19 protein-coding genes are annotated in these 23778 nt (G+C 47.0%); 16 read left to right on the forward strand and 3 right to left on the reverse strand.

The features are described from left to right. Positions 1–9 precede the first annotated feature (9 nt). The 3 genes from U0033_RS26935 to U0033_RS26945 all read right to left on the reverse strand — a co-directional run bounded on the left by U0033_RS26935 (position 10) and on the right by U0033_RS26945 (position 5500). Positions 10–3366, reverse strand: a complete 3357-nt coding sequence (locus tag U0033_RS26935; RefSeq protein WP_177318587.1) for a SusC/RagA family TonB-linked outer membrane protein — start codon at positions 3364–3366, stop codon at positions 10–12. 233 nt (positions 3367–3599) lie between these two features. Next, a complete protein-coding gene (locus tag U0033_RS26940) occupies positions 3600–4784 on the reverse strand; it encodes a FecR family protein (protein WP_072360118.1) in 1185 nt (394 codons plus the stop codon). Positions 4785–4909: 125 nt separating this feature from the next. Continuing rightward, on the reverse strand, positions 4910–5500 hold the full coding sequence (locus U0033_RS26945; protein ID WP_072360116.1) for an RNA polymerase sigma factor: 591 nt from the start codon (positions 5498–5500) through the stop codon (positions 4910–4912). Positions 5501–5611: 111 nt separating this feature from the next. Here U0033_RS26945 and U0033_RS26950 point away from each other — a divergent pair, with 111 nt between their 5' ends. From U0033_RS26950 to hisA, 16 genes are all read left to right on the forward strand, one after another. Then, positions 5612–6586 carry a pectinesterase family protein gene (locus U0033_RS26950; RefSeq protein WP_072360114.1) on the forward strand — a complete coding sequence of 325 codons (975 nt, stop codon included), beginning with the start codon at positions 5612–5614 and terminating at the stop codon, positions 6584–6586. Further along, the gene (locus tag U0033_RS26955; RefSeq protein WP_072360113.1) at positions 6562–8058 is read left to right on the forward strand and encodes an MGH1-like glycoside hydrolase domain-containing protein; all 1497 of its coding nucleotides are present in this window, start codon (positions 6562–6564) and stop codon (positions 8056–8058) included. Before U0033_RS26950 ends, U0033_RS26955 begins: the two co-directional genes overlap by 25 nt. A gap of 91 nt (positions 8059–8149) precedes the next feature. Further along, on the forward strand, positions 8150–10438 hold the full coding sequence (bglX, locus tag U0033_RS26960) for a beta-glucosidase BglX (RefSeq protein WP_072360112.1): 2289 nt from the start codon (positions 8150–8152) through the stop codon (positions 10436–10438). Between the two features lie 445 nt (positions 10439–10883). Beyond that, on the forward strand, positions 10884–11738 hold the full coding sequence (gene hisG, locus U0033_RS26965; protein ID WP_072360111.1) for an ATP phosphoribosyltransferase: 855 nt from the start codon (positions 10884–10886) through the stop codon (positions 11736–11738). Between the two features lie 12 nt (positions 11739–11750). After that, positions 11751–13025 carry a histidinol dehydrogenase gene (hisD, locus tag U0033_RS26970; protein ID WP_072360104.1) on the forward strand — a complete coding sequence of 425 codons (1275 nt, stop codon included), beginning with the start codon at positions 11751–11753 and terminating at the stop codon, positions 13023–13025. 14 nt (positions 13026–13039) lie between these two features. Continuing rightward, positions 13040–14089, forward strand: coding sequence for a histidinol-phosphate transaminase (gene hisC / locus U0033_RS26975; RefSeq protein ID WP_072360102.1), 1050 nt, complete (start codon positions 13040–13042; stop codon positions 14087–14089). Beyond that, positions 14089–15225, forward strand: coding sequence for a bifunctional histidinol-phosphatase/imidazoleglycerol-phosphate dehydratase HisB (hisB, locus tag U0033_RS26980; RefSeq protein WP_072360100.1), 1137 nt, complete (start codon positions 14089–14091; stop codon positions 15223–15225). The genes hisC and hisB overlap by 1 nt, the downstream gene beginning before the upstream one ends. Before the next feature lie 379 nt (positions 15226–15604). Next, positions 15605–17011 carry an anthranilate synthase component I family protein gene (locus tag U0033_RS26985; RefSeq protein WP_072360098.1) on the forward strand — a complete coding sequence of 469 codons (1407 nt, stop codon included), beginning with the start codon at positions 15605–15607 and terminating at the stop codon, positions 17009–17011. Between the two features lies 1 nt (position 17012). Next, on the forward strand, positions 17013–17582 hold the full coding sequence (locus U0033_RS26990) for an anthranilate synthase component II (protein WP_072360096.1): 570 nt from the start codon (positions 17013–17015) through the stop codon (positions 17580–17582). Positions 17583–17593: 11 nt separating this feature from the next. Continuing rightward, entirely contained in the window at positions 17594–18589 is a 996-nt protein-coding gene (trpD, locus tag U0033_RS26995; protein WP_072360094.1) for an anthranilate phosphoribosyltransferase, read from the forward strand. Beyond that, positions 18586–19386, forward strand: coding sequence for an indole-3-glycerol phosphate synthase TrpC (trpC, locus tag U0033_RS27000; protein ID WP_072360092.1), 801 nt, complete (start codon positions 18586–18588; stop codon positions 19384–19386). Before trpD ends, trpC begins: the two co-directional genes overlap by 4 nt. After that, complete coding sequence (locus U0033_RS27005) at positions 19387–20007, forward strand: phosphoribosylanthranilate isomerase (RefSeq protein WP_083571495.1); 621 nt, start codon at positions 19387–19389, stop codon at positions 20005–20007. A gap of 21 nt (positions 20008–20028) precedes the next feature. After that, positions 20029–21240: a tryptophan synthase subunit beta gene (gene trpB / locus U0033_RS27010; RefSeq protein WP_072360090.1), complete on the forward strand. Its 1212-nt coding sequence runs from the start codon at positions 20029–20031 to the stop codon at positions 21238–21240. A gap of 8 nt (positions 21241–21248) precedes the next feature. Further along, on the forward strand, positions 21249–22019 hold the full coding sequence (gene trpA / locus U0033_RS27015; protein WP_072360088.1) for a tryptophan synthase subunit alpha: 771 nt from the start codon (positions 21249–21251) through the stop codon (positions 22017–22019). Between the two features lie 5 nt (positions 22020–22024). Further along, complete coding sequence (gene hisH / locus U0033_RS27020) at positions 22025–22621, forward strand: imidazole glycerol phosphate synthase subunit HisH (RefSeq protein ID WP_072360085.1); 597 nt, start codon at positions 22025–22027, stop codon at positions 22619–22621. A gap of 3 nt (positions 22622–22624) precedes the next feature. Further along, entirely contained in the window at positions 22625–23767 is a 1143-nt protein-coding gene (gene hisA / locus U0033_RS27025; RefSeq protein ID WP_072360083.1) for a 1-(5-phosphoribosyl)-5-[(5-phosphoribosylamino)methylideneamino]imidazole-4-carboxamide isomerase, read from the forward strand. Positions 23768–23778: the final 11 nt, after the last annotated feature.

Below are 23778 nucleotides of genomic sequence, written 5' to 3' on the forward strand. Positions count from 1 at the left end.
TTTAAACGATTAGAAATCCAGGCTGAAACCACCAGTTACGATCAGCTGTACAGGTATTGAATAAAGAGAACCCGGTGTTTCAGGATCACCAAACTTATAGTTGGTAATAGTGAACAGGTTTTGCGCAGTGATGTTGAATGCACAGCCCTGGATACCCAGTCTCTTTACAGTAGTTGGTGACAGGGAATAAGACAGCATCGCGCTTTTCAGACGCAGGTAGAAGTTGTTGCTATACACCGCATCAGAGTTGGTGAAATAGCTACCATAGCGTTGTGCTAACTGTCCATTTCTGGCAGCACCATAATAACCTGTTGTCAAACGCATTAATTTGCCCTGATCACCTGGTTTGGTCCAGAACATATTCTCCATAAATGAAGGGAGGTTGATCTGTCCACCTGGTAACGGAGATGCATAACTGAGACCTGCCAGGTAGTTCTTAGTCATTGCTTTGGAGAATTTGAAGAACAGGGACAGGCTCCAGTTCTTATAGGTGAAGGAGTTGTTCAGCCCACCAAAGAAATCTGTCTGTGCGTTTGCAATTGGCTGCATATCTCCACCCTTGTTGATATTAGAAGTCAGGGGTGCAGAAGTGATCGTTCCATTTGCCTTGTAATACTGGAACACACCAGTTGTATCGTTCACACCTGCATATTTAAATCCATAGATCCTGGAAGTAGATTTCCCGATTGTGTAATTAGCCGCATAAGCAGAGGTAGCTAAACCCGGGAAGGAAATCAGTTTATTCCTGTTGCCTGAGATGTTGAAAGAGGTTGTCCATTTGAAATCCTTAGTAGTGATATTGCGGGAGGTAATGGACAATTCAAGGCCGGCATCCTGCAGGGTAGCATCCATATTTTGCACAACGCTGTTGAAACCGGATTGTGCAGGCAATGTATAAGCTGTCAGCTGGTTACCGGTTCTGGAACGGTAATAAGCCAGGTTTACCAGGATCTTATCGTCCATAAAGCCGAGGTCCAGGCCCAGGTTAATGGAATGTTTGGATGCCCAGCTATAGGTTGGATTATAAAGGTTATTAGCTGTATACGGACGGGTACCATCAAAAGTCTGGGTATTGGTAGCGGAACCTACTTTCCAGAATGGTTGATACTTGTAAGGAGCCACACCGTCAGAGCCATTGGTACCATAGTTACCGGAGAGTTTTACAAAGCTCAGCACGGGTTTTAATGATTTCATGAATTTCTCTTCAGAGATGATCCAGCCAAGTCCTATTGAGCCAAAGCTACCAAAGCGGCGATCAGGTCCGAAATTGCTGGAACCATCACGACGACCCGTGAAGTTGGCGATATATTTTTCCTTGTACACATAGTTAATACGGCCAAATCCTGCTACATATTTGGATACATCAGCACCATCTGAATAGCTGACAGCAGTTGCTGCCATAATAGTTTTCAACAAACCATCGTCTGTATAACCACTCCCCAGCTGTTGGCTAAAGGTGCCCGTTACTTTTCTGTAAGTACCGCCCAGCAATACCTGTAGTTCACCGTCACCTACGGTCTTCCTGTAATCTACCTGTGGCTCCAGGTTGATGGTCTGGTCATTGCTCTGGCCAAAGCCGGCGCTACCGGTTGTACCATTACCAGGTTTCACGGCAGCCAGTGGCGTAGCGCTATATTGCCTGGAGAGGGTCAATGCCCAACCTGCATTGGCTGCAATGTTCAATCCGGGAATTACCTCGTAGTTTAAACGGAGATAGTTATTGAACATGTAGTTTTCAATATTGAATGGCTTTTTTGTCTCAGCCAGTAACTGGTCAGAACTTACATCCTGTCCTTTATAGATCCATACAAGGTTGCCATTTGCATCCAGCATAGACGGATGATTAGGAACTGTCATCATCGCCTTACCCAGCGCAGGACTACCTGGTGCATTATTGACATCATAAGAGACATCACTGCCGAAATTAGCCCTGATCTTGTTGTTGGAGGAGTGGGTGCTCAGTGCACTATGCAGGGTGTAGCGTTTGTCCGAGAAGTTGCCCGGCATATTGTAGGATTGCCTGGTATAACCGGCAGATACCCAGTAGGTACTATTTCCGGATCCTCCTGACATGCTGAGGTGTGCATCCGTACTATTTGCAGTACCACCAAAGTATTCCTTCATAAAGTCGGTATACATGGTAGTATCATATAAGAAAAGGTCTCTGAAATAACTCTGATCTGAAGGGAAAGTCGTAATACTATCCATGGTGATAGCCTGATGACGCATACGCAGGTATTGCTGTGTATCCATCATATCCAGTCTGCGGGAAAGCTTGCTTGGACCGGTTGTCACCGTTACATTCACCGCGTTTCTGCCTGGCTTACCTTTTTTGGTAGTGATCACCACGACACCGTTCGCACCCTGTGAACCATAGATGGAGGTAGCATCGGCATCTTTCAGTACGCTGATACTTTCGATATCTGCCGGATTCAGGCCATTCATTGCACTGAAGCCTGTCGCCCCCGGACCGGAGTTGAAGCTGTTCAGCAGCATGGAGATATCATTGTTCTGCGTAGGCAATGGAATACCATCTATGAGAATGAGGGGCTGATCGTAAGGAGTGACACTTGCAGAATTGGACAGTGTATTCTGGCCCCTGGCCTGAAGGATTGGTCTTGAACCCGGTACACCATTGAATATACTTACTTCCAGACCAGGTATACGGCCATTGAGGGCACCTACAACGTTGGTAGCACCTGAGCTCTTGATATCTGCTGCATTGATGGTCGCAACATCACCCACGTCATAACGCCGGGTGTTTGTACCATATGCGATCACCTGGACCTCATCCAGGGGGTTGGTGGAGCGGGACAACCTGATCAGGTAAACCCTGTTATTACCTTCTTTTACAGGTACCTCTTTGGTTACATAACCTGTAAAGGAGACAACCAGTGTTTGTTTGTCTTCTACATTCTTAAGCACAAAATTACCGTTACCATCAGTCATCACGACTTCTTTGGTACCTTTTACGCGTACAGTGGCTCCAATCAGGATATTCCCAAGGGAATCCGCTACGCGGCCATGCAACTCTTCAGGTGGTGCAGGTAAGGCGGTAAAATCCGGCTGAAATGGCTTATCCTTCAGTACGACCGTCTTATTGACGATAGAAAAGGTAAGCGGCTGATCGCGCAAAGCGAGTTTCATCGCCTCTTCAAGCGGCATTGATTTCAGGTCTACGCTCACAAGAATACCTGTGCGGACCATCGCATCATTGTAAAAAAAGTTGTACCCTGTTTGCTTCTTAAATTCTTTAAATACCAGCTCCAGGGAAGCGTTTCGAACATTCAATGACACATTCTGAGCATACGTGCTGGCCTTAACCTGTAAACAAGCGGCCAATACAAATACGACTGTGAATTTCATAATCAACAGTAGTTTGGTTGATGACAGACACGGCAACGTTTTGCCGTTTGCATTTAACAGCATAGATTTGGCTGGATTTAAGTCCTCCCGGATGAACTCCGTTCAGACGGTAATGAAATAAGTTAGTCTGGCTTGACTATTTATGATAAGTGACTTAGATTTCCGCGCCCCGAACCCTCATTCGGGGCGTTTTTATGTCTATTCACATGATCCTGGTATAAGGTGGTGTATGATTAATTCAATACAGTAAGCTGTCTGCCTTCTATCCGGAAATTTACCCGGCTCATCTTTAATATTTGTAATAGCTCCGTCAATGTAACAGTACGCGGTATTTCACCTGTAAAGGTGTCGTTCGGCACTTTGTTGCCGGTATATACGACATCAATGTCGTACCAGCGTGCCACATCGCGCAATACCTGGCTCATGTTACTGTTCTGGTAGGCAAAGAACCCTTCCTTCCAGGCTACAACATCATCTACAGACGCTGCCGTGCTGACCAGGATTTGTTTTCCTTCAGCATACCTGGCCTGTTGCCCGGGCACAATCCGGAGGCCCTGCTGCAGGTGATCTACCTGAACGCTTCCCTGTAGTAAGGTTACCCTTGTATCTGCCTCATCTTCATAAGCTTTGATATTGAAATGCGTACCCAGCACAGTAACAAGACTGCTATCTCTTTGGTTGGTTTTAATATTTACTAAAAAAGGAATTTTGTGGTCACCTGCAGGGGCTACTTCAAAGTAGGCTTCCCCTGTTACAGTCACCTTCCTTTCCTTGCCTGAAAAAGCAACAGGGTAAGTGAGTGTAGAACCTGCATTGAGCCATACATGGCTACCGTCAGATAATGTGATGGAAGCCACCTGGCTTCCCTTTGGATTCGTAAGCGTATTGAGTATAATTTCGTTGTGTTGTCCCTGTGCCTGGTAAACGATCTCCCCGTTGGATAACCTGATCACCTTAGTCTGCCCCTGCATGACAAGCTGCCCGTTGGCAATACTGTCTGCCGGCACCTGTTGTCCATTAGATAATGTGATGGTGGCCTTGTGAATGGCAGGGGCTTTAATGTCTGATACGATGGCAATAGCTGGCGCTGTAGTGGATGGAGCCCCGGTAAATTTGTAAATGCTGAAGCCGATGAGAAGCGCAGCTGCGGCCGCTACAGCCGCAACGCGCCACTTACGAATAGATAGGACCCTGGTTGGCTTATCCTTTTTCAGAATGTTGCTGAGAATGACTCTTGAAGTGGCGTCGGATAGGTTATGAACCGGCTCATTATATTTTTGCCATGCAGCTTCCAGCACAGCTTTTAGCTGCGGATCATCCACGCTGTCAATCAGCGCGAATAGCTCTTTTTTCTCCTGCCAGGTGCAGGTGTTGGAGGTTAATTTCTCCAATAATGCTGTGATCCTGTCAATCGACATTTGGCTGTTTTTCTTTACAAAAAGTTCGTCCCCTGCCTATAAGACAAACAACTGGAAGTTTCGGTCTAGTCAATCCGAAAAAAAAATTAACTTTTTTTTAAAGAGGGAGTTCTAAGGAACAATGCTTATTTAATTTTCTCAGCGAGTATGATGTACAGATAAATAATACTGATAATATGTGAAGACTCCAGGTACGTTCTGATCTTTTTGAGCGCCTGTACCATATGATTACGAACGGTCGCAGCCGAAATGCCCATTTCATTTGCTATTTCCTCATATTTGAGTCCGTGCTCACGGCTAAGCATAAACACTTTATATTGCTGTTGCGGCAGGGTGGCCAGCGCTTTGGCCAATACCTCCTGCACTTCCTTCTCCGACATGGCCTGGGCAGTACCGTTTTCATCAATGGTATATAATTGCAACTCATCGAGGATCTTTATTTCACGGCTTTGCCTGCGCATCAGGTTAATAGCCTGATTGGCAGCCATACGAAACAAATATGCATTGAAATTTTCGATTTCACCCAGCTGGGCACGGCGCGTCCATAACTTCATAAACACGTCCTGTAGAACGTCTTCAGCAGCTGTAGGTGAGTTGCCAAGGTGCAGGAGGAATGAGTATAATTTATCCTTATATCTGTGGAAGAGCGCTTCAAAAGCCACTTCATCATTGCTCGCCAGCTTGTTCACTAATGCTATGTCATCCGGGTGGTGCATCGACGATAAAATTACATAAAAGACTGTATTTTTTTCCGGTAACGATTGCGTAAATAAACCTTCGTGTTATAAGGGGATTTTTATAGCTTCCGCCTGCTATAAATTCCTGTTATGAAGTATCTTATTTATTTATGCCTGCTCCTCACCTCGTTTTCAGGCACCGCACAGGAGAAGAAATTGTTAGTAGTAGCCCACGATGGCACAGGCGACTTCTCCAATATCCAGGATGCGGTGAACGCCGTGCGGGATTTTCAATACTGGCGGGTAACCATTTTTATTAAGAAAGGAACTTATCATGAAAAGCTGGTCATCCCCTCCTGGAAGACAGGAATCACACTAATTGGGGAGTCCAGGGATAGCACCATCATCACCAATAGCGACTTTTCAGGCAAACCATATCCCGGCGGCAGGGATAGTAATGGCAGAGACAAGTTCGGCACCTTTACCTCCTATACCGTATTAGTGCAGGGCAACGATGTGATCCTCCAGAATCTCACCATTGAGAATGCATCTGGACAGGTAGGGCAGGCAGTAGCCCTCCATGTGGAAGGAGACCGCTGTATCTTCAGGAATTGTAAACTGCTGGGCAACCAGGATACCCTGTATGCCGGGAAAGAAGACAGCCGGCAGTTTTATGATAGTTGTTATATAGAAGGAACGACCGATTTTATCTTTGGTGCAGCCACCGTTGTATTTAAAGACTGCAACATCTTCAGTAAAAGAAACTCCTACATCACCGCCGCTTCTACCACCCTCAGCCAGCCATTTGGTTTCGTATTCATGCATTGCAACTTATTCGCTGCTGATACCGCTACAAAAGTTTACCTGGGCCGGCCATGGCGACCTTATGCCGCTACCCTGTTTATGAATTGCAGCCTGGGAAAACATATTCTGCCCGCCGGCTGGCATAACTGGGATAAGGCAGAAAATGAACAGACTGCCAGGTACAGGGAATATGACAATATTGGCCCCGGCGCAGTCACCACGCAGCGGGTGAGCTGGTCAAAACAATTAACTAAGCAGGAGGCCAAAGCCATTACTATCACTAAAATTCTGAAAGAGTGGGATCCAAACGAACGTCTTTAATTTTTGTCATCTTTGTCCTCTTAGGAGTAAATGCCTACAGCCAGCGAACACTAAAAGATTATGTGAACCAGTTCAATGCAGCTGATAGTGAAACCGCGCAGAACTATGTGAATAATGCACAGGCTTATGAATGGCTCAACAAAAACATTCCTTTACTGGAATGCCCGGATACCATCATAGAGAAGATCTACTATTACCGCTGGTGGACTTTCAGGAAACACCTGAAGGAGACACCGGATGGTTTCATATTTACTGAATTCATTTTACCGGTCAAACATGCCGGCAGGTACAATGCACTGAGTTGTGCCCTGGGCCATCACATCAATGAAGGCCGGTGGCTGCGGGATACACAGTATATCAACCAGGATATCAGGTACTGGTTCATGGCCGATGCACAGCAAAAGACACCTAAGTTTCACCAGTTCAGCAGCTGGGCAGAATGGGCGGTGCTGGAAAACATAAAGGTGCATGGAGACCCTGGTATGGCGGTACAACTGCTTCCGTACATGGATGCCGATTATCATTTATGGGAAAAAGAAAAGCGCCTGCCCGGCGGTTTATTCTGGCAGTTCGATGTAAAAGATGGAATGGAAGAATCTATCAGTGGCAGCAGGAAAGAAAAGCATATCCGCCCTACCATCAACAGTTACATGTATGGCAATGCCCTGGCCATGGCGGCAATGGCACAGGTGGCAGGTAACGATAGTCTTGTAAAAAGCTATACAGCTGATGCTGATAAGATCAAATCACTGGCAGAAGATAGCATGTGGGATCGCACAGCCAGCTTTTTTAAAGTACGCCTGGCAAAAGGAGGCCTCTCTGATGCCCGTGAAGAGATCGGTTTCATTCCCTGGTATTTCAATTTACCTGCTGATAAACCTATGTATGCCCGCGCCTGGCAGCAACTAACTGATACAGCTGGTTTTAATGCGCCCTGGGGCATCACCACCGCAGAAAGAAGACATCCCTTATTTCGTAGTCATGGTACCGGTGGATGTGAGTGGGATGGAGCACTGTGGCCATTTGCCACCACACAAACCCTGAAGGCATTATCCAACCTGCTGCGTGATTACAGACATAAAGGTGGTATGACACCCGCTATCTACTATGAAATGCTCCGGACCTATGCCCGTTCTCATCAAAAAAACGGCGCTCCCTATTTAGGCGAGTACCAGGATGAAAAGAATGGCTATTGGCTAAAAGGAGATAACCCAAGAAGCAGTTATTACAACCATTCCGGGTTCTGTGATCTTGTGATAAACGACCTGGTGGGCATCCGGCCATCACTGGATAACAAGCTGACCATTGACCCTATGCTTCCCTGGAAATGGTTTCAACTATCCAATATTCCCTATCACGGACATTTGATCACCGTTAGCTGGAATTACAGGAAGGCAGGATTTTATATATACGTTGATAACGCCGAGAAATATCATGGAAAGCAGTTGAAGGCCGTAACGCTTACATTATAAGCAAAAGCCACGATGCTAACTTTTATCATGATAAGACCATTGCCATTTTTGTATCTTCGCGGTTCTGATACGAACTAAAAACACACATGTTATGAACAGCCGTAAACGAATCCTTGCCGGCTTGCTAGCACTCTGCTTAGCAGGCGGTGCAACTGCACAAACGAAGAATAATCAGAATGGTAAACAGGCGTTTATTAATAACCTGATCAAAAAAATGACGCTGGAAGAAAAGATCGGGCAGCTGAACCTGCTCACCAGCGAAATGGACGTTACCGGCCCGTTTATGAATGCGGGTTACAAGAAAGATATTGAAGAGGGCCGTTGTGGGTCTATCTTCAATGCCTACACTCCGCAGTATACCCGTCAGTTACAGGACCTGGCAATGAAAACCCGTCTTAAAATTCCTTTGTTATTCGGATATGACGTAATTCATGGTCACAAGACCATTTTCCCTATTCCATTGGGAGAGGCTTGTACCTGGGATCTGGCCCTCATGGAAAAGAGTGCCCGCATTGCTGCTGTAGAGGCCAGCGCGGATGGTCTGCATTGGACATATTCCCCAATGGTAGACATTGCACGCGACCCCCGCTGGGGCCGTGTAGCCGAAGGGGTGGGTGAAGATACCTGGTATGGTGTACAGGTAGCCAAAGCGAAAGTAAAAGGTTACCAGGGTACTAACCTGTCACTGAACAACACTATCCTGGCCTGCGTAAAACACTTTGCACTCTATGGCGCTGTGGAAGCTGGTCGTGACTACAATACTGTAGACATGGGCCGTCAGAAAATGTATGAGTACTACCTGCCGCCTTATAAAGCAGCTGTTGATGCAGGGGTAGCTTCAGTGATGAGTTCTTTCAATGAAATAGATGGTATTCCTGCTACTGCCAATAAATGGCTGATGACGGACCTGTTGCGCAAACAATGGGGTTTCAAAGGTTTCGTGGTGACAGACTACACTGCTATCAATGAAATGATGGCACATGGGATAGGCGATGAATACAAGGTAGGTGAACTGGCGCTGAAAGCCGGCATAGACATGGATATGCAGGGTAGCGTATATACCAGGCAGCTGGCAAAACTGATCGCTGATAAAAAGCTCAGCATTGCACAGGTCGATACCTGCGTATACCGCATCCTCTCCGCTAAATATGACCTGGGTCTGTTTAAAGACCCTTATTTATACTGTGACAACAGCAGACCTGCAAAAGAGATCCTGACACCGGAAAGCCGTGCTACTGCCCGTGAAATCGGTGCCCGTTCTATTGTGCTGCTGAAAAACCAGGACGAACTGCTGCCGCTGAAGAAAGCGGCTAAAATTGCCCTGATCGGCCCCCTGGCAGACAGCAAACGTGATATGATCGGTAACTGGTCTGCCGCTGGTGACTATACCAAATCAGTCACCCTGCTGGAAGGTATCAAACAGAAACTGGGTGGCGCAGGCAATGTGACTTACCTGCGAGGTGCACATTATACCAGCGATACGACCCTGCTGAAAAGAGCTTTACAGAAAGCGGTCCTGACAGCCGAAGATACTGCTAACAGTGCAGGCATGCTGGCTGATGCAGTGGCCCTGGCACAAAAATCAGATATCGTGGTACTGGCACTGGGAGAATCCAGTGGTATGAGTGGCGAAGCTGCCAGCCGTTCTGATATCAGCATTCCTGAAAACCAGGAAAAACTGCTGAGAGCTGTATATGCTACCGGCAAACCAGTAGTATTGGTACTGATGAATGGCCGTCCGCTCACCCTGGAGTGGGAAGATGCCCATATCCCTGCCATCGTGGAAACCTGGTTCCTGGGTACAGAAGCTGGTAATTCCATTGCCGACGTACTGTTTGGGGATTATAACCCGGCTGGTAAGCTGACCATGACCTTCCCACGCAGCGTAGGTCAGGTGCCTATCTACTACAATCATAAGAATACGGGTCGTCCGGAAGATCCAAACAATAAGTATTCAACTAAATACCTGGATATCACCAACGAACCATTATATCCCTTTGGTTATGGCCTGAGCTATACCAAATTCACTTATGGCCCTGTACAGCTGGATAAAACCCAGTTGAAAGCAGCTGCTACCGGCAGTGTGAAAGTAAGCGTAGCGGTTACAAACAGTGGCAATTATGATGGGGAAGAGGTAGTACAGCTGTACATCCGTGACAAGGTGGCAAGTGTGACCCGCCCGGTAAAGGAACTGAGAAACTTTAAAAAGATCTCCCTGAAGAAAGGTGAAAATCAGACAGTTACATTTGAACTGACTGTAAATGACCTGAAGTTCTATAACTCAGACCTGAAATATGTGGCTGAACCAGGTGATTTCTCCGTATTCGTGGGTGGTAACAGCCGTGATACGAAATCTGCTGACTTTACATTAGTACCTTAATAAATACCGCCAGGTATAATTTAGTCCTTAAAAGGGTCGGCTACTATAGCCGGCCCTTTTATTTTCGCTTCAAAAAGGGAGATAACCCGCAGATAACCCGCAGATATCCCGCCTATAAGCCGCCTATAAGCCGCCTCTTTAAAGAGGCGGGATATCTGCGGGTTATTTGCTGTTTAACCCCGGTTTACCCCTATAAATGCCTGCTATTTGAAATGATTCAAAAGAGTGGCTAAAATTTTGATTTTATTTAAAAAAATACTTCCTACCTTCGCATCGTTATTTCAAACTGAACATGAACGCAAACGTACATACACATCATCACCATCATTTCTTACCAAGCAGGTAGGCTGGGATGATAATATGTACTATTAAAATATTAGAACATTATCAGGGGCTTACCAAACGGTAAGCCCCTTTTTTGTTTTCACGGAACATTAACAAGAACATGAAACTGAGAATTGCCATTCAGAAATCAGGACGTTTACACGACGATTCCATCAAGCTGTTGAAAGAATGCGGTATCGACATCAACAATGGTGTTAATAAGCTGAAAACAGAAGCCACTAACTTCCCGCTGGAAGTATTCTTCCTGCGCGATGATGATATTCCGCAATACGTGGAAGATGGCGTAGCCGATCTGGGTATTGTAGGTGAAAACGTGGTATTGGAAAAGAACCGCCCTGTAAGAACAGTAGAGAAGCTGGGTTTTGGCAAATGCCGTCTCTCCCTTGCTGTTGCCAAATCAGTGGACTATAAGGGTGTAAAAGACATGGACAAGCTGCGCATTGCTACCAGCTATCCTGTGATCCTCGAGAAGTTCCTGAAGGAACATGGCCTGACTGCAGACATTCATGAAATCAGTGGTTCCGTAGAAATCGCGCCCGGTATTGGCCTGGCAGACGCTATCTGCGACCTGGTAAGCAGTGGTTCCACCCTGTTTATGAATGGTTTGAAAGAAGTAGAAGTGATCCTGAAATCAGAGGCAGTGCTTATCTCTAATGATAAACTCACGCCGGAGCAGGAAGCCATTCTCCGCAAACTGCAATTCCGCATCCAGGCCGTGAAGAAAGCAAAGAACAACAAGTACATCCTGCTGAATGCACCGAACAATAAACTGAAGGAAATCATCTCCCTGCTGCCAGGTATGAAGAGCCCTACCGTACTGCCACTGGCAGAAGAAGGCTGGAGCTCAGTACACTCTGTGCTGAACGAAAATGATTTCTGGGATATCATTGAAAGCCTGAAAGAAGCAGGTGCCCAGGGTATCCTTGTAGTTCCAATTGAAAAGATGATCATTTAATATCGCTGACATATGTTGGTATTCGAATATCCAGAACGTTCACAATGGCCGGAGCTGCTGCGCCGCCCGGTATTTGACAATACTGCACTGGAAACCAGTGTAGGCAATATCCTCGCAGATGTGCGACAGAATGGAGATGCAGCTGTTCGCAAATATGCGCAGCAATTTGATAAGGTACAGCTGGAAGCCCTGGCAGTTACTCCTGCGGAGTTTGTACAGGCTGCAGCCAGCCTCGATCCTGCACTGAAAAAAGCCATCTTACAGGCAAAACAAAATATAGAAGTTTTCCACAAAGCACAGCATGAAACCGGCAAGGTGATTGAAACCATGCCCGGTGTACAATGCTGGCGCAAACCGGTGGCCATAGAGAAAGTAGGATTATACATTCCCGGTGGTTCAGCACCGCTGTTCTCTACTATTCTCATGCTGGGCATCCCGGCTGTGATAGCAGGATGTAAAGAAATCATCCTCTGCACGCCTTCCAATGCTAAAGGTGAAGTGCACCCTGCGGTGCTCTATGCCGCAGAGCAGGTAGGACTGGACCGCGTATATAAGATCGGAGGGGTACAGGCAATAGCTGCAATGGCGTATGGTACTGAAAGTGTGCCCCGTGTACACAAGATCTTTGGTCCGGGAAACCAGTACGTAACCTGTGCTAAACAGCTCATCAACAAAGATGGGGTAGCGATCGATATGCCTGCAGGCCCTTCAGAAGTAGCCGTGCTGGCAGATGAAACCTGCGTACCTGCATTCGTAGCCGCAGATCTGCTGTCACAGGCAGAACATGGTGCTGACAGCCAGGTATTGCTCGTGACTACGACTCCATCTATTATCAAAGGGGTACAGGAACAGGTAGCTGCACAGCTGGCAGCACTCCCCCGCAAAGACATCGCTGCAAAAGCCCTGGAAAACAGCCGTATCATACTGGTACGTGACAACGAAGAAGCGATGGACCTGCTGAATGCATATGCTCCTGAGCACCTGATCGTAGCCTGCCAGGATGATATCACCATTGCAGATGCTGTGATCAATGCCGGTTCAGTATTCCTGGGTAACTACTCTCCTGAAAGTGCGGGCGACTATGCCTCTGGTACCAACCATACACTGCCTACCAATGGTTATGCCACTGCCTATAGTGGTGTATCGCTGGATAGCTTCGTTAAGAAGATCACCTATCAGCGCCTGACCAAAGAAGGTTTGCAGAATATAGGTAGTACGATCGAAATCATGGCCGCAGCAGAAGGGCTGGATGCGCACAGGAATGCGGTGACCCTCCGTCTGAAATAATTTAATCTTATCGTATGTTCGATTTAAATAGCTTATTACGCGACAACATAAAACGCCTCGTTCCTTATTCTACAGCAAGAGATGAGTTCAAAGGCGAAGCATCCATTTTCCTGGATGCCAATGAGAACAGTTATGGTTCGCCATTGCCGGTGAAGTATAACCGTTATCCTGATCCGATGCAGTGGAAAGTAAAATACAAACTGGCGGAGATCAAAGGCGTACCTCCACAGAACATTTTCCTGGGTAATGGAAGTGATGAAGTGATCGATGTATTGTATCGTTCCTTCTGCCGTCCGGGTATTGACAATGTGGTGCTGTTTCCACCTACCTATGGGATGTATGAAGTAAGTGCGAATATCAATGATGTGATCGTGCGTAAGGTATCCCTTACGCCTGATACTTTCCAGCTGGATATGCCGGCATTGCAGGAAGCGGTGGATGAGAATACAAAACTGATTTTCATCTGTTCTCCAAACAATCCGACTGGTAATTCTATCGATCGTTCAGACATCGAAATGATCCTGAACAATTTTGATGGGATCGTAGTGGTAGATGAGGCATATATCAACTATGCGCGTCAGAAAACCTTCATCTCCGAGCTGACCGAATATCCTAACCTCGTAGTGATGCAGACACTCTCCAAAGCATGGGGACTGGCGGCACTGCGCGTGGGTATGGCCTTTGCCGGTGAGGATATCGTGAATGTGCTGAACAAGGTGAAAGCGCCGTACAATATCAACCAGTCTGCACAGGACCTGGTGCTGGAAGCGCTGAAGAACATTGGCCAGGTAAACGAGTGGATCAAAGATGCGGTGGTAGAAAGAGACAAACTCGCTGCTTCGCTTGAATCATTGCCACAGGTGGAGTATGTGTATCCAAGTGATGCCAACTTCCTGCTGGCGAAAACGACAGATGCAAAAGGTATTTATAATAGCCTGGTAGAAAAGGGGATCATCGTGCGTGACCGCTCTAAGGTAGAGCTGTGTGGTGGCTGCCTGCGTATTACAGTAGGTACGCCGGAAGAGAATGTGACATTGGTAAAAGCTATAAACGATTTTAAATAATGAAAAGAGTTCTCTTCATAGATCGCGATGGTACATTGATCAAAGAGGTGCCACCTACTTACCAGATTGATTCATTGGATAAAATCGAGTTCTATCCTAAGGTATTTACCTGGCTCACCCGCATCGCAGCGGAGCTGGATTTTGAACTGGTGATGGTGACGAACCAGGATGGCCTTGGAACAGATAGTTTTCCTGAGGATACTTTCTGGCCGGCGCAGAATTTTATCGTGCGTGCTTTCGAAAATGAAGGTGTGCTTTTTAAAGATTATCATATCGATCGTAGCTTTCCTCACGAAAACGCCCCTACGCGTAAGCCAGGAACGGGCATGCTGACGAAGTATTTTACGGCTGATTATGACCTGGCAAATTCATTTGTGATCGGGGATCGTATTACAGATGTACAGCTGGCCAAGAACCTGGGTGCAAAGGCGATCTGGATGAATGAAGGCACGGGCCTGGGTGGTGCGGAAGTAAGTTCAGATGCGAAGGCGCTGGCACCAGTGATTGCATTGGAATCAACTGATTGGGAAAAGATCTATGAGTTCCTGAAATTAGGACTGCGTAGAGTGTCTCATACACGTACTACTAAAGAAACGGATATTCACATTGAACTGAACCTGGATGGTACCGGTAAGGCAGAGATTGAAACGGGGTTAGGTTTCTTTGATCATATGCTGGATCAGATTGCGCGTCATGGTAGTATTGATCTTAAGATCAAAGCGAAAGGTGATCTGCACATTGATGAACATCATACGATTGAGGATGTGGGTATTGCATTGGGCGAAGCGGTAGCACAGGGCCTGGGTGATAAGAGAGGTATTGAGCGTTACGGTTATTGCTTACCGATGGATGATTGCCTGGCACAGGCGGCCATTGATTTTGGCGGGCGTAACTGGATCGTATGGGATGCGAAATTCAATAGAGAGAAGATAGGGGAGATGCCTACGGAGATGTTCTTCCATTTCTTTAAGTCATTCTCAGATGCGTCAAAGTCGAATTTGAATATCAAGGCGGAAGGCGAAAACGAGCATCATAAAATAGAGGCGATCTTTAAGGTATTTGCAAAGGCGATCAAGATGGCGGTAAAACGCAATCCATCTAATATGCAGTTGCCAAGTACAAAAGGGATGCTATAGGGATATTGAATCGGGGTACTTATAGCCGTTTCTAATTTCGCGATTGATGATCCGGCGGTAGCCGGATCATCAATCGCTCCCGGGCCGGCAGTTTTTCGGCCGAAGGTCGAAAAACTGCCGGCGAGCAGAAATTTTCGCTGCGGGAAGGAAAAAACTGCCGGAAGATTTGTAATTCTGAAAAAATCCTCAGATATTTGTTTCGCAAAAACAAGCAAAAAACAAATCATGACAACATTCATTACAAACAATCATTGGCGTTGGCACACTATCAGTACCTGATATCGTGTTACAGTGCCATGATCCGTAGTGATCGTATATAATTCGAAGGCTCGCTGTTACACAGCGGGCCTTCTTCGTTTTTAGACCTAATTAAAATCAAATGGGTAGTATTCAAGTAAAATCAAGATCAAAGCAAATGCTGGCAGATGTATTTACCCCAGTGGGCATCTATCTGCGTCTTCGGGACCGGTTCCCTGGCTCCGTACTACTGGAAAGTACAGACTACCGTGCCAGTGAGAACAGCTATTCCTTTATCTGTATCAAACCAATTGCAGGTATCGAAGTCACCAGCACCAACGACTTTGAATTTAAGTATCCAAACCTTCCACCAGAAAGGAAACAACTCAAGAACCGACAAAGCGTGCTCGACGAGCTCCAGAAGTTCCTCAGTAACTTCTCTTTCGCAGACAAGCCTGTCCTTCCCGTTGTTCACAGTTTATTCGGATACAGCACTTTCGATTCCGTACAATTCTTCGAAACAATAGAATTCAATAAGAAAAAAGCAAACGGGAACACCATTCCTTTGATGCGCTATCGTTTCTACCAATACGTGATCGTCATCAACCACTTCAAAGATGAATTGTATCTCTGCGAAAACAGTGTAGATGGCCTGGACAGCGACTTCGAACTCATAGAATCCCTGATCCGGTCCAAGGACGTACCCAGCTACTCCTTCACAGCTACGGGAGATGAGCAAAGCAATATGACCGATGAGCAGTACATGGAAATTGTTGAAAAAGGTAAACAACACTGCTTCCGGGGCGATGTCTTCCAGGTAGTATTGTCACGTGCTTTCAACCAATCTTTCAAAGGTGACGAATTCAACGTTTACCGCGCACTCCGCTCCATCAACCCTTCCCCTTATCTCTTCTTCTTCGATTACGGCGATTACAAATTAATGGGTTCCTCTCCCGAGGCCCAGCTCATCATCAAAGATGGTAAAGCCACCATTCACCCGATAGCAGGCACTTTCCGCCGTACCGGCAATGATGAGGAAGATCGCAAACTGGCAAAATTACTGCTGGAAGATCCGAAAGAAAATGCAGAACATGTAATGCTGGTAGACCTGGCACGCAATGACCTGAGCCGCCTGGCTACAGATGTGGAAGTAGACTCCTACCGCAATATCCAATATTACTCACACGTCATTCACCTCGTCAGCGAAGTATCCGGTAAGGTACAGAAAGGCAGCCCTTTCTCCCTGCTGGCAGCTACTTTCCCTGCAGGTACTTTATCCGGCGCACCGAAATACAGGGCTATGCAGATCATCGATGAGTACGAACCTACTCAACGTGGTTTCTATGGCGGATGTATCGGTTCCGTAGGCTTCAACGGTGACTTTAACCACGCTATCATGATCCGTAGTATTATGAGCAAAGGCAATACCCTGTATTACCAGGCTGGCGCCGGTATAGTAGCGAAGTCCGTAGCCGAATCCGAGAAAGATGAAGTGAACAATAAACTGAATGCATTAAAACAGGCCATTCTGCTGGCACAAAAAATCTGACATGAACATTCTTGTGTTTGATAATTACGATTCTTTTACATACAACCTGGTGCATCTTGTAGAAAAGATCATCAACGGCAAAGTCAGCGTATTCCGTAACGACGAAATTCCCCTGGAAAAAGTAAAAGACTACGATAAGATCATCCTCTCTCCCGGCCCTGGTATACCGGTAGAAGCAGGACTACTGCTGCCCCTGATCAAAGAGTATGCAGCGAGCAAATCCATATTCGGCGTATGCCTTGGCCAGCAGGCCATTGGCGAAGCTTTCGGCGCCAGCCTGATCAACCTGAAAGATGTATACCATGGAGTAGCCACTCCGGTAAACATCATCAGCAGGGAAGGCAGGTTATTCAACGGCCTCCCTGACCAACTCGAAGTTGGCAGATATCACTCCTGGGTAGTAGACGAAAAAACTTTGCCATCAGGCCTTACCGTTACTGCAAAGGACGATAACGGCTATATCATGGCCCTGCAGCATCAGCAATATGATGTGAGCGGCGTACAGTTCCACCCTGAAAGTGTACTTACACCGGAAGGGGAAAAGATCATCCGTAACTGGTTAAATGCATAAATCCCGGGATTATGAAAAAGATACTGAATTACCTTTTTGAACATAAAACATTCAACCGCAGCGCAGCCAAAGAGATCCTGATGGGTATTTCCAAGGGCATGTACAATGAAAGCGAACTGGCTGCTTTCATGACGGTGTACCTCATGCGCAGCATCACCGTAGAGGAGCTACTGGGCTTCCGCGATGCCCTGCTGGAACTCTGCATCCCTGTCAACCTGAATGGCTACGAGGTACTGGACATAGTGGGTACAGGGGGCGATGGCAAAAATTCTTTCAACATCAGTACCCTGTCCTGCTTTATCGTAGCAGGTGCCGGGGGCAGGGTGGCCAAGCATGGTAACGTAGGCGTATCTACGATCAGTGGCGCCTCTAACCTGATGGAGACTGCTGGCTATAAATTCAAGAACGACGATGCAAAGCTGCGTACAGAACTGGAAGAATCCGGTGTATGTTTCCTGCACGCACCTCTGTTCCACCCCGCATTGAAAAATGTGGCAGGTGTACGCCGGCAACTGGGTGTACGTACTTTCTTCAACGTGCTCGGCCCATTGGTCAACCCGGCATTTGCACAGCACCAGCTGATAGGTGTATATAGCCTGGAACTGGCCCGTGTGTATAACTACCTCTTCCAGCAGACAGACAAGCAATATGCAATTGTGCATAGCCTGGATGGTTACGATGAGATTTCGCTGACTTCAGATACCCGTGTCATCACCAACAAAGGTGAACGTGACTGGACGCCTGAGCAGCTGGGCAAGCGCAAGGTGTTCGCTGAGGATATTTACGGCGGTAACTCTATAGAAGAAGCTGCCAAAATCTTTATGAAAATTTTGAAGGGCGAAGGTACCTGGGCACAGAATGCAGTTGTAATGGCGAATGCCGCCATGGGCCTGCATACCCTGGGCAAGTACCCCAGCTACGAGGAATGTTTCCTGGCAGCCGTTGAATCACTGGAATCCGGTGCCGCACATAATTCGTTCAAGAAGTTGATTAGTTTGCAGTCATGAAAAATATCCTTACTGAAATAGTCGCACATAAGCATGTGGAAGTAGCCGCCCGTAAACTGCAACGTTCGGTAGCGGAGCTGCAACAGTCATCTGCCTTCAAGAGGGAACCTTTGTCATTATCCGCCTTTCTGCGGAATCCTGAAAAAACAGGGATCATCGCAGAATTCAAAAGGAAATCTCCTTCAAAAGGGCTGATCAATGGTACAGCTACTGTACAGGATGTGACCATGGCCTATACAAGATATGGTGCTTCGGGTCTGTCTGTATTGACAGATGAGCAGTTCTTTGGTGGTAGTACTGACGATTTGGTGAAGGCACGTGCAGTGAATAATATTCCTGTACTGAGAAAGGATTTTGTGATCGATGAATACCAGATACTGGAAGCAAAGGCGATTGGTGCAGATGTGATCCTGCTCATAGCAGAATGCCTGACAAAAGAAGAAGTAGCACACCTGGCTGCCTTTGCACATAATATAGGACTGGAAGTATTACTGGAAGTGCACAGTGGCGATCAGCTGGATAAGGTAACCGATCATATTCAGAATGTAGGGGTGAACAACCGTGACCTCACTACCTTCAAAGTAGATTTTAACCGCAGCTGTGAACTGGCTTCCCGCATCCCTGCAGGCAAATGCAAGGTAGCGGAGAGTGGTATCAGCAATACAGATAACATTGTGACGCTAAAGAAAGCTGGTTTCAACGGTTTCCTGATCGGTGAACATTTTATGAAGACAGAAAATCCTGCAAGGGCATTTGAAAACTTTGTAACGGAGCTGTCCGCAAAACTGAAAGCATAAATGATGCAACTAAAAGTATGCGGTATTACCAGAAAAGAAGACCTGGAAAAACTGGTCGAACTGGGCGTACACTATGCCGGCTTTATCTTTTACGAGAAATCGCCCCGCTTTGTGGGCAATAAACTGGATGCCCGTACCGTGAGGGAAGCCAAAGGTATCCTGAAGGTAGGCGTGTTTGTAAATGCTCCCCTGGAGCAGGTCAAACAGCTCATCAGCAGTTATGGTCTGCACCTGGTACAATTGCATGGTGACGAAGATCCTGCCTACTGCGCTGCTTTGCAATCATTAGTACCTGTGATCAGGGCTTTCAGGATTGGGGAGGATGTAAACTGGGCAACACTGGAGGCGTTTGTACCTGTTACAAATTACTTCCTGTTCGACACCGCTGCCGGCAAGGCGTATGGTGGTACCGGCAGGTTGTTTAACTGGGAATTGCTGGATACTTATCCTTACGATCATCCGTTCTTTCTCAGTGGTGGCATTGGCCCTGAGCAGCTGGAAGACCTGCTGGCATTTGAACATCCGGCATTGTTTGCAGCTGATGTGAACAGTAAATTTGAGACTGCGCCAGGTATCAAGGACATGGAAAAAGTGCAGCAGTTCTCCACAAAGATTTTATAAACTTATTTAAAATAGTCAAGCATGAAGATCGCTGAAAATACGTTAGGCTTACCCTATCATGTAGATGAAAAAGGCTTCTACGGCCGTTTTGGCGGTGCCTACGTACCGGAGATGCTCTATCCCAACGTAGAAGAATTACAGACCCGATACCTGGAGATCTTACGCGAGCCCAGCTTTCAGCAGGAGTTTGAACAACTGTTGCGCGATTATGTAGGCCGTCCTTCTCCATTATATTTTGCAAAACGCCTGTCTGAAAAGTATGGTGCACAGATCTACCTGAAAAGGGAAGACCTGAACCATACCGGGGCACACAAGGTTAATAATACAATTGGCCAGATCCTGCTGGCAAAGCGATTGGGCAAAACCCGTATCATTGCTGAAACAGGCGCTGGTCAGCATGGGGTAGCAACAGCTACTGTATGTGCCCTGATGAACATGGAATGTGTGATCTACATGGGATCTGTTGACATTCAGCGCCAGGCACCCAACGTAGCACGTATGAAGATGCTGGGTGCTACTGTGGTCGCTGCTACCAGTGGTAGCCAGACCCTGAAAGATGCGTGTAACGAAGCAATCCGTGACTGGATCAACAACCCGGTAAGTACCCATTATATTTTGGGAACAGCTGCGGGTCCTCACCCATATCCGGATATGGTGACCCGTTTCCAGTCTGTGATCAGCGAAGAGATCCGCAAACAGCTGGAAGAAAAAACAGGCAATCCGAATCCAAATTATGTAGTGGCGTGTATAGGTGGAGGTAGCAATGCTGCCGGTACTTATTACCACTTCCTGAACGAGCCGGATGTAAAGATCATTGCAGTGGAAGCTGCGGGTAAGGGTGTGCATTCCGGGCATTCTGCTGCCACCACCCAACTGGGTAAACTGGGGATCATTCATGCTGCCAAGACCCTGCTGATGCAAACGGACGACGGGCAGATCACGGAACCCTATTCTATTTCCGCAGGTCTGGATTATCCGGGTATTGGTCCATTGCATGCACATTTGTATGAGACAGGCCGAGGTACATTCCTCGCAGCTACGGATGACGAAGCCCTGGCGGCAGCTTACGAGCTGACCAGGCTGGAAGGCATTATCCCTGCACTGGAATCCAGTCACGCCCTGGCGAAACTGGGAGAAATACCATTCAAGCCAACAGATGTAGTGGTGGTATGCCTGAGTGGTCGTGGTGACAAGGATATGGAAACATACATTCGTAATCTGCCCAATAAATAAATTATTTTATGAGCAATCGTATAGATCAGTTATTTGCCGGTAAGAAAACAGGCATTCTCAATATATACTGCACAGCGGGTTTCCCGGAATTGAATGATACACTGCCGGTGATGACGGCGCTACAACAGCATGGGGCTGACCTGGTAGAACTGGGGATGCCTTTCTCTGATCCGCTGGCCGATGGTCCGGTGATCCAGGAGAGCAGCGCCCGTGCTATTAAAAATGGGATGGGATTACGTGTGTTGTTTGAGCAGTTGAAGGATTTCAGGAAGCAAATTCACGTACCGGTAGTGCTGATGGGTTACCTGAACCCGGTATTGCTGTATGGCATAGAGGCTTTCTGCCAGAAATGTGCGGAGGTGGGTGTAGATGGCCTGATCCTGCCTGACCTGCCAATGGACGAGTACGAAAATGAATATAAAGCGATCTTCGAACACTATGGTTTACACCTGATCTTCCTGGTGACACCAGAAACGAGCGAAGCGCGCATCCGCAAGATTGACAGCCTGAGCAAAGGATTTATCTATGCCGTATCTTCTTCCTCTACCACCGGTACAGACAAGAACATGGGTCATCAGCAGGCATATTTTGAGAAGCTTGAAAAGTTGCAGTTAAAGAACCCGGTATTGATCGGGTTTGGTGTCAAAGATAAAGCTACCTTTGCGGCGGCCTGTGCACACAGTAATGGTGCAATTATAGGTACTGCCTTTATCCGCGCTATCGAAAATGCGACCAACATCGACACTGCTGTCAAAGACTTTATCAGCAGCGTAAAATAGTTTTTATGAAAACGGTAATCATCAAGTACAACGCCGGCAATATCCGCTCTGTATTATTTGCACTGGACCGCATTGGTGTGGAAGGTGTGGTGACAGATAACCCGGAGGAAATCCGTGCTGCAGACAGGGTGATCTTTCCCGGAGTAGGCGAGGCGAGCACCGCCATGAACTACCTGAAAGAAAGAAAGCTCGACCTGCTCATCAAAGATCTGAAGCAGCCTACACTGGGTATCTGCCTGGGTATGCAGCTGATGTGTAAACATTCAGAAGAAAACGATACGCCCTGCCTCGGTATCTTCGATGTGGAGGTAAAGAAATTCCAGTCACCGGTAGATAACCTGCTAAAGATCCCACAGATCGGCTGGAACAACATTACAGGATTGTACAGTTCTATCTTTGATCACGTGCGGGAGAACAGTTACATGTATTTTGTACACAGTTACTATGCAGCACTCTGTGCGGATACCGTAGCGACTACAAACTATGTGATCAACTACAGCAGCGCCCTGCAGAAAGATAATTTCTATGCAGTACAGTTCCACCCGGAAAAGTCAGCAGATGCAGGACAGCAGATCCTGGAAAACTTCCTGAAGATCCAATAACGCATGCAGGTAAGAAGAATCAATACAGCAGATACACTCGCCCTGCGCAGGGATGTGTTGTATCCTGACCAGTCACTGGATGCCGTGAAGGTGGAAGGTGATGCCGATGGCCTGCACTTTGGATTATTTGAACAATCTACACTGGTCGGTGTCATTTCTTTGTTCTTAGAGCGGGCTGGTGCACGCTTTCGTAAGCTGGCTATATCCCCGGCTTGCCAGGGTAAGGGTTATGGCAGCATATTGTTATCTCATGTGGAAGACTTTTGCCGCAGGGAGCGCATTCCTTTACTGTGGTGCGATGCCCGTGATTCGGCTTTTGGCTTTTATGAAAAGAGGGGATATGTATACGATAGTGCGCCTTTTAAAAAAGGAAATAATACATTTCGCAAGATGAAAATTGAACTGGGTCAGGCATCCGCACAAAAATTCAGCGTGATTCCGGCAATCGATATAATAGATGGTAAATGTGTGCGCCTCACACAGGGAGATTATGCACAGAAGAAAGTGTATAATGAACATCCGCTGGAAGTGGCAAAAGAGTTTGAAAGTATTGGCGTGACCCGCCTGCACCTGGTAGACCTGGACGGGGCTAAGAAGGGCAGTGTGGTGAACTGGAAAGTACTGGAAGCAATCGCTGGCCATACTAAGCTGGTAGTAGATTTTGGAGGAGGCATCAAGAAAGAAGATGACCTCCGCATTGTATTTGAGAACGGTGCAGCCCTGGCTACGATCGGTTCAATTGCAGTAAAGGAACCACAGCTGTTCTTTAGCTGGGTAAAGCAGTATGGTGCAGACAAGATCTTCCTGGGCGCAGATGTAAAGGAAGAAAAGATCGCAGTAGGCGGCTGGCTGGAAACGACTGAGCTGACCATTTACGATTTCCTGGCATCCAATATCAAAGCAGGTGTACATCACATCTTCTGTACAGATATCGCGAAAGACGGTTTGCTGCAGGGGCCTTCCATTCCCCTGTACAAAAAGATCCTGGAGCGTTTCCCCGGCATTGACTTTGTTGCCAGCGGTGGTGTGAGCAATATGGATGATATCTATGCGCTGCAGGAAGCGGGTTGCAATGGTGTGATCGTAGGGAAAGCGATCTACGAAGGAAAGATCTCAATGGAAGAGTTGAAACAATTAATGAAGTAAACAACACAAGC

This window comes from Chitinophaga sancti, from assembly GCF_034424315.1.
GTDB classification, from domain to species: domain Bacteria; phylum Bacteroidota; class Bacteroidia; order Chitinophagales; family Chitinophagaceae; genus Chitinophaga; species Chitinophaga sancti.